This is a genomic window from Bacteroides sp. A1C1 (assembly GCF_004328515.1).
Taxonomy (GTDB): Bacteria; Bacteroidota; Bacteroidia; order Bacteroidales; family Bacteroidaceae; genus Bacteroides; species Bacteroides uniformis.
This window is the reverse complement of record NZ_CP036491.1, coordinates 632771-646573: the sequence shown is the minus strand read 5'-3', so window position 1 is coordinate 646573 and position 13803 is coordinate 632771. Positions and strand designations below refer to the sequence as shown.

At 44.0% G+C, this 13803-nt stretch carries 12 protein-coding genes and 1 tRNA gene; 4 read left to right on the top strand and 9 right to left on the bottom strand.

Annotated elements, in window-relative coordinates; all coding sequences use genetic code 11:
- Positions 1-43: 43 nt before the first annotated feature.
- Both EYA81_RS02855 and EYA81_RS02850 read right to left on the bottom strand, forming a co-directional pair.
- Positions 44-1255: an L-serine ammonia-lyase gene (locus EYA81_RS02855; protein ID WP_117966895.1), complete on the bottom strand. Its 1212-nt coding sequence runs from the start codon at positions 1253-1255 to the stop codon at positions 44-46.
- Positions 1256-1311: 56 nt separating this feature from the next.
- Positions 1312-3849, bottom strand: coding sequence for an endonuclease MutS2 (locus EYA81_RS02850; RefSeq protein WP_131225340.1), 2538 nt, complete (start codon positions 3847-3849; stop codon positions 1312-1314).
- 116 nt (positions 3850-3965) lie between these two features.
- Between EYA81_RS02850 and EYA81_RS02845 the strand changes: the two genes are divergently transcribed.
- The 4 genes from EYA81_RS02845 (at position 3966) to EYA81_RS19135 (ending at position 6273) form a co-directional block, all read left to right on the top strand.
- Positions 3966-4050, top strand: a tRNA-Ser gene (locus tag EYA81_RS02845).
- A 326-nt stretch (positions 4051-4376) separates the two neighbouring features.
- Complete coding sequence (mef(En2), locus tag EYA81_RS02840; RefSeq protein WP_005786079.1) at positions 4377-5582, top strand: macrolide efflux MFS transporter Mef(En2); 1206 nt, start codon at positions 4377-4379, stop codon at positions 5580-5582.
- 24 nt (positions 5583-5606) lie between these two features.
- Positions 5607-6119: a lincosamide nucleotidyltransferase Lnu(AN2) gene (gene lnu(AN2), locus EYA81_RS02835; protein WP_004308783.1), complete on the top strand. Its 513-nt coding sequence runs from the start codon at positions 5607-5609 to the stop codon at positions 6117-6119.
- A 10-nt stretch (positions 6120-6129) separates the two neighbouring features.
- The gene (locus tag EYA81_RS19135; protein ID WP_004308782.1) at positions 6130-6273 is read left to right on the top strand and encodes a hypothetical protein; all 144 of its coding nucleotides are present in this window, start codon (positions 6130-6132) and stop codon (positions 6271-6273) included.
- A 292-nt stretch (positions 6274-6565) separates the two neighbouring features.
- Here the strand turns inward: EYA81_RS19135 and EYA81_RS02830 are convergent, their stop codons facing one another.
- The 7 genes from EYA81_RS02830 to EYA81_RS02800 form a co-directional block, all read right to left on the bottom strand.
- Positions 6566-6919: a nuclear transport factor 2 family protein gene (locus EYA81_RS02830; RefSeq protein ID WP_004308780.1), complete on the bottom strand. Its 354-nt coding sequence runs from the start codon at positions 6917-6919 to the stop codon at positions 6566-6568.
- 88 nt (positions 6920-7007) lie between these two features.
- Entirely contained in the window at positions 7008-8411 is a 1404-nt protein-coding gene (locus tag EYA81_RS02825) for a hypothetical protein (RefSeq protein ID WP_004308779.1), read from the bottom strand.
- 211 nt (positions 8412-8622) lie between these two features.
- Complete coding sequence (locus tag EYA81_RS02820; RefSeq protein ID WP_007842328.1) at positions 8623-9582, bottom strand: toprim domain-containing protein; 960 nt, start codon at positions 9580-9582, stop codon at positions 8623-8625.
- Between the two features lie 216 nt (positions 9583-9798).
- Positions 9799-10875 (bottom strand): AAA family ATPase, encoded by a 1077-nt coding sequence (locus tag EYA81_RS02815; RefSeq protein ID WP_007852816.1) that lies wholly within the window; start codon positions 10873-10875, stop codon positions 9799-9801.
- A 14-nt stretch (positions 10876-10889) separates the two neighbouring features.
- Positions 10890-11198: a DUF3853 family protein gene (locus EYA81_RS02810; RefSeq protein WP_007842330.1), complete on the bottom strand. Its 309-nt coding sequence runs from the start codon at positions 11196-11198 to the stop codon at positions 10890-10892.
- A 223-nt stretch (positions 11199-11421) separates the two neighbouring features.
- Positions 11422-12441, bottom strand: coding sequence for a hypothetical protein (locus EYA81_RS02805; RefSeq protein ID WP_007842331.1), 1020 nt, complete (start codon positions 12439-12441; stop codon positions 11422-11424).
- Positions 12442-12451: 10 nt separating this feature from the next.
- Entirely contained in the window at positions 12452-13744 is a 1293-nt protein-coding gene (locus EYA81_RS02800) for a YhcG family protein (protein WP_007842332.1), read from the bottom strand.
- Between the last annotated feature and the right edge of the window lie 59 nt (positions 13745-13803).

Below are 13803 nucleotides of genomic sequence, written 5' to 3'. Positions count from 1 at the left end.
GGCAATCATATTGACCCCTTAATCCTTTATCCCTAATCTCTAACTACATTGGCTTATAATCCTTCGCCAGTCCTCCTTCGCTGGTTTCTTTGTAGAGGGAGGGCAGGTCGTTTCCGGTTTCTTTCATGACTTCCACCACTTTGTCGAATGACACGCGGTGCATGCCGTCGGTGAAGGAGGAGTAAAGGTTGGCATCCAAGGCGCGTGCGGCGGCGTAGGCATTACGTTCGATGCACGGGATTTGTACCAGTCCGCAAACCGGGTCGCAGGTCATACCCAAATGATGTTCCAATCCCATTTCGGCGGCATATTCTATTTGTGCCGGACTACCTCCAAACAATTGGTTGGCTGCGGCTGATGCCATGGAACATGCTACACCTACCTCTGCCTGGCATCCGGCTTCCGCTCCCGAAATAGAAGCGTTGGTCTTCACGATGTTTCCTATCAGTCCGGCTGTGGCAAGGGCACGGAGTATGCGTGTGTCGCTGAATTCCCGGCTTTTTTGCAGATGATAGAGCACTGCCGGTACAATGCCACACGAACCGCAGGTAGGTGCAGTGACAATGACCCCACCTGACGCATTTTCTTCACTTACTGCCAAGGCATAGGCAAATACCAGTCCGCGCGACTGGAGGGAAGCCTTGTAGCCACTGGCACGTATATAATAGGTAGAAGCCTTTCGGCGCAGATTCAGAGGGCCAGGCAGGACTCCTTCACTATCCAATCCCCGTTTTACGGCAGCCTGCATGGTTTTCCATACCTCCTGCAGGTAATCCCAAATGTCGCTTTCCTCGCATTCCTTGACGTACTCCCAGTAACTTTTTCCGGTACGTTCACACCATTGTAGTATTTCGGTCATACTGTTCATTTTGTATACATCCGGAGTGTTTACGGATGATGCTCCGTCATTCTCTTCTGCCAGGGCACCGCCTCCGACACTGAATACGGTCCATTGGTCGGTCTCCTTGCCTTCGCTGTCCAAAGAGACGAATTTCATGCCGTTGGGATGGAAGGGCAGGAATATTTTGGGTTCCCAGATTATTTCTACCGGTGCTGCGGGTTGCAGTGTCTCGGTGATGGCAACATTGGTCATGTGTCCCTTGCCGGTAGCGGCGAGGCTTCCGTACAGGGTTACTTGGAATGCGGCTGCTTCGGGATGCCTTTCCAGGAATATCTGAGCTGCCTTGCGCGGCCCCATAGTGTGGCTGCTGGATGGACCGGTACCGATGCGGTAGAGTTCTTTGATTGATTTCATATATTTCAGATTTATGATTTAGCTTTAACTATCAGTTATCAACTGTCAATTATTCATTAACTCAAGTCCACAACGGTGATGCCTGCTCCGCCGAACTGTATATGTTCGTCGGCAAAGTGGCGCACTCCGGGAACGGTTTCCAGATATTGGCGGATAAGCGTGCGCAGGATACCCGTTCCAGTTCCGTGAAGGATACGCACGCGTGACATGCCGACAAGGATGGCATCATCAATGAAATAGGTAACGGCTTGCAAGGCTTCGTCGCCACGCATGCCGCGGACATCAATGTCTTGTTTGAAATGTAGTTTCTTCTCGTACATGCTGTCCTGGGTTTGGACACTGATGAAAGTGCTTTTGGTGGACACATCAGCTTGTTTAGGCTGCGCGTTGGTACGTTCCAGCCTATCTAGTTTTACGGTAGTTTTGATGCTGCCGAACGCGACGACCGCATTCTTGCCATTCACTTCCATTACTTCTCCCACAGAGGTTTGTCCCTTTATTCTGACGTTGCAGCCGGGGGTGATGGCTGCAAGGCGTTCTGCTTCCTTCCGCGCCTGCTGTTCTGCCAAAGCCTGGGCGGATAGCCCGTCATCTTTTCCTTTGCCTGCTTTCTTTTCTTTTTTCCGGTTTTGCTTCTCTTTCAGCTTTTCCATTTTGCGGGCAATTTTTTCTTCCAGTTCCTTGTTGGTAAGCGATTCCATTGATTCGCGGAAGTTCGTCAATTCCTGGCGGGCCTGGCGTGTCTTTTCTTTTTCTGCTTGGGCTTCTTTGATGGAGCGTATGGTGTTCTCGATGCGCGCATTGGCTTCCTGCATCAATTGCTCCACTTCTTCTTTCGCTTTGTGCAGAATCTCCTTCCGGGATTTCTGCAAATCTTCGATTTCGGTTTGATAACGCTCGATAGTCTCTTCCATGTGCTTTTCACGCTGGCGTATTGTCTGGCGTTTGCCTTCCCAATAGCGTTTGTCGCGCACAATGTCTTGCAGGTACTTATCGGCATTGATGTATTCGCTGCCCACAATTTCCGAGGCATCGGCGATGACATCTTCGGGCAGACCTATCTTGCGGGCAATCTCTACAGCGAACGAACTGCCAGGATTGCCTATCTGCAACTGGAACAGTGCTTGCATCAGATGGCGGTCATAGAGCATGGCGCCGTTTACTACACCTTCGTGGTCTTCGGCAAAATGTTTCAGATTCTGATAGTGTGTGGTGATGACACCGAACGTCTGTTTTTGGTTGAAGCGTTTCAATACGGCTTCGGCGATGGCGCCTCCTATTTGGGGTTCTGTTCCACCACCGAATTCATCAATCAGGATGAGGCTCCGTTCATTGCAACTTTTCATCATGATTTTCATGTTTGTAAGGTGGGAGGAATAGGTACTCAAATCATCTTCAATGGACTGCTCGTCACCGATGTCAATGAATATGCTGCTGAATATTCCGGCATGACTGCGTTCGTGCATCGGGATGAGTAGTCCGGATTGCAGCATGTATTGCAATAAGCCTACTGTCTTTAGGCAGACGGACTTGCCGCCTGCGTTCGGACCGGAGATAATGAGGATACGTTGCTTTTCATTCAGTTCGATGTCAAGCGGTACGACTTTTTTGCCATGTTTGGCGAGAGAAAGTTGCAAGAGTGGGTGTACCGCCATTGTCCAGTCCAGCAGTTGCTTGTTTTCGAGAGCCGGTTTCAGTCCGGATATTTGCTCGGCAAACAATGCTTTGGCACGTATGAAGTCTATTTCGGCAAGGAACTCATATGATAGCAGTACGTCGGAGATGGAGGGACGCAACTGGTTGGAGAAGTCCGTCAGGATGCGGATAATTTCTCTGCGTTCGTCACCTTCAAGTTCTCGTATGCGATTGTTGGCTTCCACTACTTCGGCAGGCTCGATGAATACGGTTTTACCACTGGCCGACTCGTCGTGTACAATACCGCGTATTTTCCGTTTCAGTGCCGGTGCAACGGGAATGACCAGACGGCCGTCACGCATGGTGGGCGTTACGTCTTTGTCCACAACGCCCTCGGACTGGGCATTTCGTAGAATACTATTCAGTGAGCGGGAGATGCTTCCCATAGTACTTGCCAGTTCCCGGCGGATGCGTGCCAACTCTGTAGAGGCATTGTCCTTGATTTTTCCGTAAGGGGAGAGGATGCCGTTTATTTTTGCTATGAGCTGTGGGAAAACGGTGATGTCTCCCGCCAGTCTTTTCAGACAAGGGTAGGGGGAAGCGCCCTCTTCCTCATCATCGTCGCTTTTCTGTAGGAAGCGTACAATATCACGTATGGTTTCCAGTGAACGGCGCAGGTCAAATAGCTCTTGTTCATCCAGATACATGCCTTCCACGCGTATGCGTTTCAGTGACGGACGTACATCAAAAAAGTATTGTGCCGGGAAGTTGTCTTCTTCTTGGAGTATGCGTACAAATTCAGTGACTTGGTCCAAACGCTCCTCCACCTCCCCAAAGTGGTCGGAGAATGCCATGTCCATCACCCGTTCTTCGCCAAGTGTACTGAGGCATTTTTCTTTCAGCAATTGGCGTATTTGGTCGAAACCTATTTTCTGTTCAAAGTTCTGCGGATATATCATGGTGCAAAAGTACTATTAATTCATGAAAAAAGAGAAAGGAAGTTTGCAGAATTAAAAATGATTTGTACCTTTGCACCGCTTTAAGGAAAAAGTACTTCTCGAAGAGGAAGTTTTTAGGAGAGGTGGCAGAGTGGTCGATTGCGGCGGTCTTGAAAACCGTTGTGCTGCGAGGCACCCGGGGTTCGAATCCCTGTCTCTCCGCAACAAACGCTGAAAATCAGCAGATTGCAAAACAAACACCCAGTTTTACACCCAAGAATGTAAAGTCGGTGTTTTTGTTTTATTTAAGATAATACAACCACTACATAATAAAAGAGTAGCGATATTAAAAGAATCCGATGAGAAAAGACTAATATTTATCTATCCATTCAGTTTGATTTTTCAGGACTTTACATCGTCCTGAAAGTATTTGTTATTGTATTCCAACGTCAGGAGTGGATTATAATACAAGCTTTTTGTGTGGATAGAATTTCGTTTTGCTTAATGTACGAAAGTACTTATCTATAAACGCATGAAATATTAGCACAATGAATCATTGGAAATCAACTTTGGCCGTGATAGGAATAGGCCAACTCATATCTATTTTAACAAGTACGATTGTTGGCTTCTCCATTATTTTTTGGATTAGCAACGAATTTAAATCCCCGACAGCTTTATCTCTGGCTATTTTAGCTGGATTTTTACCACAATTTGTATTAGGCTTGTTTGCCGGGGTCTATGTTGACAGATGGAATCGAAAGAAAACGATGTTTTATTCGGACTTGTTCATCGCGTTCTGTACCCTATGTCTTTTTATTGTGATAACCAAGGGTTATAAAGACCTTTCTTTTTTTTATCTATTGACTGCTTGTCGTTCAATAGGCAGTACGTTTCATGCACCTGCTTTACAGGCAAGCATCCCTCTACTGGTTCCCAAGCACCATCTTGTCAGGGTATCAGGTTTGTACCATTCCATTCAATCCTTCAGTGAGGTGATAGCTCCCGTTGTAGGGGCAAGCCTCGTTGTTTGGCTTCCCATACAGTATATTCTGCTCATAGATGTGATCGGAGCTGTTGCTGCTTGTCTGACCTTACTTTGTGTCCAGATTCCTTCTCTTCAAAAAACGAAAGTTCTTCCAGATTTCAAAAAAGAACTGACGGAATGTTGGCATACCTTGCGGCGTACAATGGGCATTTTGCCTTTATTCGTATGCTTTACGCTGGTGACTTTTGTCCTTATGCCTGTTTTTACGTTATTTCCTTTTATGACGCTTCTGCATTTCAACGGAAACATTTTGCAAATGGGAGTTGTGGAAATGGGTTGGGGCTCAGGGGCATTGTTGGGCGGTTTAGTACTTGCCTGTAAGGCTTTGAAAAGCAAGCAAACATTAGTGATGCATACGGCTTATGTGATATTGGGATTGTATCTGATTAGCGCCAGTTATTTACCATCAAGCGCATTTATAGGTTTTGTTTGCCTAACATTTACAGGAGGCATAGCCTATTCCATTTACCATGCGCTTTTCATCGCTATTATTCAGCAGAACTTGGCTTCGGACATGCTTGGACGGACTTTTTCTCTCATCTTTAGTTTGAGTACCTTTCCATCAATGCTGGGTATCGTAGCTTCAGGATATTGGGTGGAAGCATGGGGTATCACATCCGTCTTTATGATCAGCGGATGGGTTATCTTTCTGATTGGAGTGGGTGCAAATTTTATTTCTTCAATCAAGCAGTTGGATAATTACGCATAGTATTATTTATTAAAGAATTATTATATGACAAAGAAAGAACACACTACGATTACAGAGTTATTTCAAGTTTTGGACTTGTTGGAAAGCCTGGACATGCAGTTTTGGTTGGATGGAGGCTGGGGAGTGGATGTCTTGTACGGACAGCAAACCCGCTTGCATAGAGATATTGACATTGATTTTGATGCCAATTATACAGACCAACTCCTTGATCTTTTGCAGGAGAGAGGATATCAAATTGAAACAAATTGGTTGCCCACCCGTGTGGAACTGTATAGCAAAGAATTAGGCTATATTGATATCCATCCTTTTGTCTTGAATGCGGACGGCACTTCCAAACAAGCCGACTTGGATGGAGGCTGGTATGAATTTCAACCGGACTATTTTGGAACAGCAGTCTTTGAAGGCAGAAGCATCCCTTGCATTTCTGCAAAAGGGCAACAAGTATTCCATTCGGGCTACGATTTAAGAGAGAAGGATATTCACGATTTATCTATAATTAAACAATGTATAACAACAATGAGCCTAACAATTAGATAAGAACAAGAAAATGACAGAAAAACAAATTGTCTGGTATATCTTACTTACAGAAGTAAAGATAGACAGTGACACCCAGTCTGTCACATCCCTGAGTGTAGCTCCATTGGCAGTCTTGCCGGAATTCCAGCGTAAGGGAATTGGGGGGGGATGTTGATTCAGTAAGCCCATCAGAGGGCAGCACTTTTGGGTTACGGCACAGCAGTCGTATTGGGGCATAAAGAGTATTATCCTCGATTTGGCTATCGCAAGGCTATCGATTTAGGAATTGAATTTCCTTTCGAAGTCTCTCATGAATATTGCATGGTGGCTGAATTAATACCTGGAGCTACTGAGAATGTGAAAGGTATGGTTTGTTATCCAACTGACTTTAAATAGTTTAACAAGTAAAATTCATTATATAACTCGGACTGGGTATTTCAATTTCCCAGTCCGTATTCTGATAGTACTTATTCAATTGGAAGATTGTGTTGCTTCAAGAATGAAAGTTTATCCCAATACCCTCTTTGAAAGACGATTTTGTTATCTTTTACATGAAAAAATCCGCATCCACGAAGTCCAAGAGAGTCTTTCCATTCCATGATAGCCCATTCGCCATCTTCAAAAATATTTTCCACCATACAAACCATTTTAGCAGTGGCAAATTCATTCACAAACATTTTGTAGATTGATTCTTTACCTATTATTGGTTCGTTTGCGACTTGATGATTTACTGCATTAGTAGCATACAGCTCTGCTATATGATAAGCATCTGCTTTGTTAAAGCAATCTATCCATTTTTCCAAAACTTCTTTAGGCTTCATTTTTTATAAATTCTTAGGATTTTGATTCTGTAATAAAAACAATCTGTTTGGATGCATAGATACTTGATTTTATTAATAATAGGCTATTCTATATTCTAAATCCTCTGGATTTTTGCTCTCTCTGCACCGAGTTACGTAGATTCTGCTGTAACTTTTCCCATTGTTCCTTAAACCATTGTACTATGGGTTGTCGGTTTATGGTCAGCATAAGCTTACCACTATCCATCGGATGTTTCTCAACCCTAAAAATATCATTCTTGATGTCAAATTTCCACCTGTGTTCTTCGGAATAAATTTTGCCACTACATTGTATGGATTCTTTCTTTGTCAAGAGGTTTTCTATCATGTCTTTGGTAAACCCGATAACAGCGCATAATTTTTCCATTCTCAACATCTCTTTGAACATGGGAAACCATTTGTGGGCTTTTTCAAGCAAGGTGCTCAATCGTGATATTTCCTTGTCTTTGGCTTCAAGTTCTTGATTATGTATTCTTTGAAGATTACGAATTTGTCTGCTATGCTGTTCCTGTATTTGTTGTATCTGAATTTTTAATTCATCAGTAGCTTTGTCCCGTTTGGTAATTTCCTGATGTAGCTGCTCGATGTGATGTTCCAGTTCTTTCAGCTTACCGCTTCCGAAAAGAGAACCTACACCGCTTGCTATGGCGGTAGCAGCATTGGTGGCTGTTTTCTTTAGTTTGTCCGTGCGTATCTCTGCTTTTACCTGTTTGAGTTCCTGTTCGGCAAGGCTTACTTGTTGTTCCTTGTGTCGCTTGGTTTCCTCTATACGTTGCAGTTCGGCTTTCTGCTTCTCAATGATGAAATCATTTCGTTCCAGATGCTCTTTACCTGTGACAGCTTTTGCCTGTCCACGTTCCATCAGGAGAATATCGGAAGCAAGGGTCTGCATGGTTGCCATATCCTCGTCATTGAGCTTTCGGCTCTTTCCAGTTTCATGGTTCATCCAGTCGAATACGACATGAGCATGATAATTTGGTTTGAACCATCTGTTACCGACTTGGAAGCTCTCCTTGTCTTCTGCTTCCGGCTGACCGTTCAGCCAATGCCCTTCGTCTTTATGCAGGAAAATCTGTAGCGGAGTGATGCCCCAGCGTCTTTGGCACTCTTCACCGAATTTGCGTACATCAGCCAGTGTGGTGTCCGGTCTGATAAGCAATACTCCTTCACGGATGGGTGAGCATCCCGCCACCTTGATAATCTTTCCATTCTTTCCCTTGCGTTCCCTTTCCTTTTCCTGCATGGCACGTCCGGTCTTTTCCTTGACCATTTGCTTGATATTGTCATAATGAGTTCGCAGTTCGGGAGTGCCGAAGTCGGGATTTATCCACTGTTCGTTATCGGTGGAAAGTTCGGGAACGACATAGATTCTGGACTCCCCGATATTACGCATATACTCGGCAGTCCTTCGGTTGTGTGCCTCGCTCGATGCGATGTTGCAAGGCTTGATATGTATGCTTGATTTTGTTGCCATAGCTTCTTTCCTTTGTTTACAATTGATTTACTTTGCTCGCTTTCGCAGAGGGGTTCTTAGGGGTAACCCATAAGCGGAGATTGCAAAGAGAGGGTCACTCTTTGCTCGGGGTTCTCAGGGGTGAAACGCCCTGAGTGGGTCATTAGGGCAAAGCCCTAATCCCCTCGGGAGAGCCCACAACTACGAAAGCGAAGCGTGTAGTTATAGTGGGCTATAACCGGAAGCCTTTCGGTTTCTTGGATAGCGTATCATTCCTCTTTTCGACAGATTGCGCTTGCTCTTTCCTATCGGCTATTCGTTTCTGTAAATATTCGTTCAGATCTTTACATCCACTGTAGATTTGCGAGGCGTCACGTATATACCGGGTAGCATCATACTCCTTTCGGATTTGCTGTATTGCTTCCATTCCTGCACGGTCATTGTCAAAGAAACAGTGGATGCGCTCATAGCTTCCCAACGGATAGAGTGCCTTGGGAACATTGGCTACGGAATTAAGAACTATGTAATCCTGTCTGTCGAAGTCGGGTGATTGCGGACAGCTTTCCAGCCTTAAAGTAAGAAAGGAAAGGTAATCCATAAATCCCTCAAAAACGTAACATGTACTCCTTGGTTTTCCTGACTGTCTGATATGGGATATTTCTTTTGGTGCGATACATCCCTTGAAATATCGGTTGCGAATTTCATATCCGCCTGATATGTTCGGAAAGGCAATGGCGAAATACCGTTTGCCGTTGTGGGTGAAACGGGCTTCCTTACATTCTCTTTTCGCCAGTGCCGTGTTTATCCCTCTTTCCTGTAGGTAGGCAAGCAGGGCAGGAGAAGCCAGCAGCACAATGTCCAATTGCTGAAAACTCGGTTCGGAAAATGATTGCTTGCCAAAAGAGAAAGACACGGGACGTATGTGTGGTATCTGTTCTTCGATTTTCTGTAGAAGATAAGGCACATAGTCGGAACAGTAGAGTTCCTGTGCCAGTGCGATGATATTTCCACCTTTGCCGATTGCGAAATCATACCATTGGTTGCGCTCGGTATTTACTTTGAACGAGGGTTCTGTCTCTTCCCGTAACGGGGATTTGTACCATAGGTTAATACCTTGCTGCTTGACGGGAGAATATCCCAAACTGTACAGAAAATCCGCTATCCTGATTTGTTTTGCTGTCTGTATATCCATAATAAGATGAGTGTTTGAATAATGGTTGGAATATTTATTTCTCTTTTCGCCCGTACTTTTTTATGAAGTACGGTCTGTATAATCACTTCACTTTATCTTCGTATATATAGGATACGGTAATAAAGTGAAGCGCTTTTCTATTCCCTACAACCGCTTCGCTTTATTCTTAATATATAGACCTGCCGAATAAAGTGAAGTGATTACAGGTTATACGGTCTAATAGTGAAAGTCCGGCTTGAACGTGTATTTCCTGCCGTTCTCCTGTACTATCATCCGTTTGTTCCGGAGCATGGTGATAAGTGATACCGCTTTTTGATGGTTCAGTTTTACACCTACCGACATATATGACTTGATTAAGGAGGTTTCCAGATCCTTGTAGCCGTATTCCTCTTTCAGTCCGAAAGCCGCTTCCAGTGCTATGCGGTGCTGCTGTTCGCTAATATGTCTGTAAGGGTCAAACTTTTCCTCTTCCGGTCTTCCGGGTTTCTTCGCTTCGGGTCTGTACCCCTCTATGAGTTCAGGCAATGCATTGTCGTTGATACGGAAAGCGAAAGGCTCGAAATCCATTGCACGGATGTGCATGGCTGAAACATTGCTTATATCCCCGTTGCTCTTGTCCTTTTCCACCAGCAGAACGGTTTCCGCCTTGTTGTTCAGCTCCGTACCGATATGCCCTCTTGCGTTTTCATCGCCTTTGTTCTGGTGGAGTATCGTATGGATGTGTATCTGCCTGTCATCCGTCCACTGCATCAGTTTGGATATAATGCGTGTCGATTCTCCCGGACTGTTGATGTCATATACCATATCACGGATGCCGTCTATGATTACAAGCCCTATGTCCGGTGTATTATAGATAGCCTGTTCGACAATCCTGATACGCTGTTCGGGCGTGTATTTCCTCAAAGCGAGAAACTCCAGATGTTCATTGTCCCTGTCATCAGGAAGACCAGCAAGCCGTAAAATACGTTTCATGACTTTCAGACAGTGATAATGGCTTTGTTCCGTGTCCACATAAAGAATCTTCCTTTTTTCTTCCGGTAGTTCCGCAACATACCGCAGTACCGTACCGTTTTTCAATGCGGCGGCTACGATAGCCGATACATTGAAAGTCTTTTTACTCTTGGCTTTGCCGATGGATGCACTGAAATTGCCCAGTGTACCAATGACCGAACCTTGCACTTTTAGAATCTCAGGTGCTTTTTCGTAGATTTTCGACAGACTCAGGCGTGAAGCTTGCCAAAGGATTATTGCCTGTTCTGCCGAAATCTCCTTTATTTCTTTCATATAGTCCATAAGCATACCTCCCATTATTTCCGTCCTCCTGTTTTCTTCCCGGCAAGCTCAAGAGCCAATTCCGCATCTACGATAATCTTGCGCCCTATCTGGGTAATCGCCTTGTCTATCTTACCGCTTTTCTTTATGCGGTTGGCAGTGGGCAGACTGCACCCGAACAGTTTGGCTATACCGAGTATTCCGTACACATACTTCTTTTCCGTGTCTGTAACGGGTTGCGGCAATGCTTCGGCCTGACCTGAAGCGTGCTTACTCAGGAATATGAATTCTTCGCCTGTCATCTGCCAGACGGGTTTTGATAATAATTCTTGGATATTTGTCATCGTCCAATCTATTTAGTCGTTAAACAATCAGCCCTGCGCACTGGCTGTTATTTCTGTTCTCGAACGATGCAAAATTAGGTAGGGTTATGAGTGGTAAGGATGGGGACGGTACAAACTGAATATCATTGTATCTTATTGAATATCAGAAAATAAAAATACCACTCAAAAATTATTTTGAGTGGTAAAAGTGGAACTTTCGTAAAGTATCAGGATATATTACGGATTATCTGAATATATGTTCCATTTCCTTGGCGAAATTTTGGTTGCTGTCACTGGGGAAATCTGAAACAGGCTCCTTGTACTTGGATTTGTAGTAGCTGTCGTCAATATCCAGCAGTTTCAGTATTCTGTCTTTCCATTTGTCCCTGTCCTGTTTGGAGAGTTTCTCGCTCATCAGGAATATCAGATAGCATACACGTATTTTCTCTCTCGGTTTTATTTTCAGCTTACAGTTGCAGGGGTGAAGATTCATATTGGCATAGAAATCCAGTGCGGAAATTTCTTCGAACTGTTCTCCTATGCACACCTCATGAATGAGCGAAAGTAATTTCATGCTGAAATATTCCTGTTGTTCTTCTGTCGTTTCCTGCTGACTGATTGGCTCGCTTGATTTATTCTCTTGCTTTCCGTCAGGAATGTATTTCTTCAATATATCCAGAAAAAGGCAGCTTTGACGGTATATGTCCGCACAACAGTTCTTCATGTATTGGAATGCCTCTGTTCTTGCAGCCTTTTGCTGATCATAGAGTTTGTTCAGTTTGGCTTTTTCCCTGTCATATTCAGCCTTGCAGCGTTCATATTCTTTCTCTGCCTGTTTTTCCTCTTCGGCTGTATGCTCCCTGTAACCAATGGAATCATACCTGTTGTTGGCTTCATTCAGCGGCTTGCTCAGACTTCTTGTAACATCCAGCTGGGCTTCAATTTCCTGAGAATACCTTTCCATGTGCTGATAGCAAGCACGTTCTATGGCTCTGTCACTTAACGGGCGTATCTCATAAGCCTGTATGCTCTTTTCTATTTCAGTTTTCAGGCTGTTGAGTATCAAGGTGTATTGCTCTTTTTGCTTGTCAAGCACCAGTTCAAGGATAGCGGCTTCAAAGGATTTCATGTCATTATACTCCTGATAGAAATCCGATATGAATTTCTGCCTGTCAAAAGAAAAAGCGTAATTATCTATATAGTCTCTGTATATTCTGTTGAGTTCTCCATATTGGGGAATCATCGTCTGTATCTTTCCTGCCATATACTTTATATTATGGGTTCTTGTCCTTGTCAAGGAATAAGGTCAGTTCTTCTTCCACTTCTTCTATACTCGGTAGGGCAGATTTCAGATTTTCGGGTACTGCCTTGCTCAATTGATAGTCGCTGATACCTATCGGCTGGTCATATCCAGCCAAGGCATATTGTGCCACGACCTCATCCTTACCCCTGCACAGCAAAAGACCGATGGTCTTGTTATCATTTTCTCCCCTCAGTTTATCATCTACAACATTGATATAGAAATTTAACTGCCCTGCATATTCCGGTTTGAATGGCGTTGCTTTCAATTCCACGACAACATAGGCATGGAGCTTGATATTATATAGGATCAGGTCGGCGAAAAAGTCACTGTCCCCAATCTGGAAATGTTTTTGTCTGGCAACAAAAGCAAAGCCGTTACCCATTTCCAGCAAGTAACGGGTTACATGCTTTACCAACTGTTCTTCTATATCCCTTTCGTCAGCCTTTTCCTTTGCTCCTGCCAAGTCAAAGATATACGGGTCTTTTAACAGATAATTGGCAAGATCGCTTTGAGGTGCCGGAAGTGTGGCAGTGAAGTTGTTTACCTTGTTACTCTTGATTTGTCTGTCATACAGATTACTTTCAATCTGCATTTTCAGCACATTACTGCTCCAACCCATTTCTACAGATTGTTTCATATACCAATACCTTACGCCCAATGGTAGCGGATTATTGAGTATGACCATATGGCTTGCCCAATTTATTCTTGCAATCGGTGACGCCAAGAATAAATCTTCTATATCCTCTATTTTTATTTTATAGATGGTTGCTACTGTTTTTGCTACATTCTGAAATTGCGCAGGAACCTCCTGCGTAATTTCTAAAGATTGATTATCAGCTGATTGTATTTGCGCAGTAAGCTCCTGCGTAAATTGTCCGCTATTGAGCTTAAGGACTTCATTAGTAATGTTTTGAATATTTGGGACCGACAGTATTGAATCTGCTTCAATAAAACTACGAAGTACATTTAACGGATATAAACGGGCAAACTGGCACATATAAGTAAGATTACGTTCCGAATATCCCTTCTTTTCAGGATAATTGAATCTGATTGCCTGTGCCAATTTTTTGATAATTTTACCACCCCACCCATGTAGGTGTTGGTGGTACAGTATATAATTCCCCATTTTCCAGTAATGGAACAACATCTGGGCATTGGCTGCGGTAATGAGTCGGACTTGTGCCTGTTCTATTTCCGAACCGACAGCATGGACAAAGGCATCAAAATGACCTTTCTTTATATTATGTTCGTTGTTATTTTCCATATCACTAACTATTACTTAACAAAGATAACTCTAATAATGGATAATCTGTGAAACTGACT

Bases quoted from the DNA above. Each gene is read 5' to 3' on its own strand.
- EYA81_RS19135 (WP_004308782.1), top strand. From the start codon at position 6,130: ATGACAGAAAAACAAATTGTCTGGTATATCTTACTTACAGAAGTAAAG.
- EYA81_RS02810 (WP_007842330.1), bottom strand. From the start codon at position 11,198: ATGACAAATATCCAAGAATTATTATCAAAACCCGTCTGGCAGATGACA.
- EYA81_RS02815 (WP_007852816.1), bottom strand. From the start codon at position 10,875: ATGGACTATATGAAAGAAATAAAGGAGATTTCGGCAGAACAGGCAATA.
- EYA81_RS02830 (WP_004308780.1), bottom strand. From the start codon at position 6,919: ATGAAGCCTAAAGAAGTTTTGGAAAAATGGATAGATTGCTTTAACAAA.
- EYA81_RS02850 (WP_131225340.1), bottom strand. From the start codon at position 3,849: ATGATATATCCGCAGAACTTTGAACAGAAAATAGGTTTCGACCAAATA.
- EYA81_RS02805 (WP_007842331.1), bottom strand. From the start codon at position 12,441: ATGGCAGGAAAGATACAGACGATGATTCCCCAATATGGAGAACTCAAC.
- EYA81_RS02855 (WP_117966895.1), bottom strand. From the start codon at position 1,255: ATGAAATCAATCAAAGAACTCTACCGCATCGGTACCGGTCCATCCAGC.
- EYA81_RS02820 (WP_007842328.1), bottom strand. From the start codon at position 9,582: ATGGATATACAGACAGCAAAACAAATCAGGATAGCGGATTTTCTGTAC.
- EYA81_RS02825 (WP_004308779.1), bottom strand. From the start codon at position 8,411: ATGGCAACAAAATCAAGCATACATATCAAGCCTTGCAACATCGCATCG.
- EYA81_RS02800 (WP_007842332.1), bottom strand. From the start codon at position 13,744: ATGGAAAATAACAACGAACATAATATAAAGAAAGGTCATTTTGATGCC.